This window comes from Pseudomonas sp. FSL R10-1339, from assembly GCF_009600545.1.
In the GTDB taxonomy this organism is placed as follows: domain Bacteria; phylum Pseudomonadota; class Gammaproteobacteria; order Pseudomonadales; family Pseudomonadaceae; genus Aquipseudomonas; species Aquipseudomonas bubulae.
In genome coordinates this window covers 1-266 of sequence record NZ_WIVQ01000321.1, presented here as the reverse complement: position 1 = coordinate 266, position 266 = coordinate 1, and the positions used below count along the sequence as shown (strand labels likewise).

Annotated in this window: 1 tRNA gene; it reads right to left on the bottom strand. The window is 50.0% G+C overall.

What is annotated here, in order from left to right:
* Nucleotide 1 precedes the first annotated feature (1 nt).
* Nucleotides 2–74 (bottom strand) — tRNA-Asn (locus tag GHO03_RS24930).
* Nucleotides 75–266 lie beyond the last annotated feature (192 nt).

Genomic DNA, 266 nt, shown 5'->3' with positions numbered 1-266 from the left:
GCTCCACGACCTGGACTCGAACCAGGGACCCAATGATTAACAGTCATTTGCTCTACCAACTGAGCTATCGCGGAACTGCATATTTCAACTTTTACAACAATAAAAAAGCGTCCGTAAGGACGCTCTTTTATGGCCTCTGATGCAACTGGCATCAGCGCCTTATTTTCTATACCCATTACTGCCGGGCAGAAAATGGTCGGGGTAAGGGGATTCGAACTCCTGACATCCTGCTCCCAAAGCAGGCGCGCTACCGGACTGCGCTATAC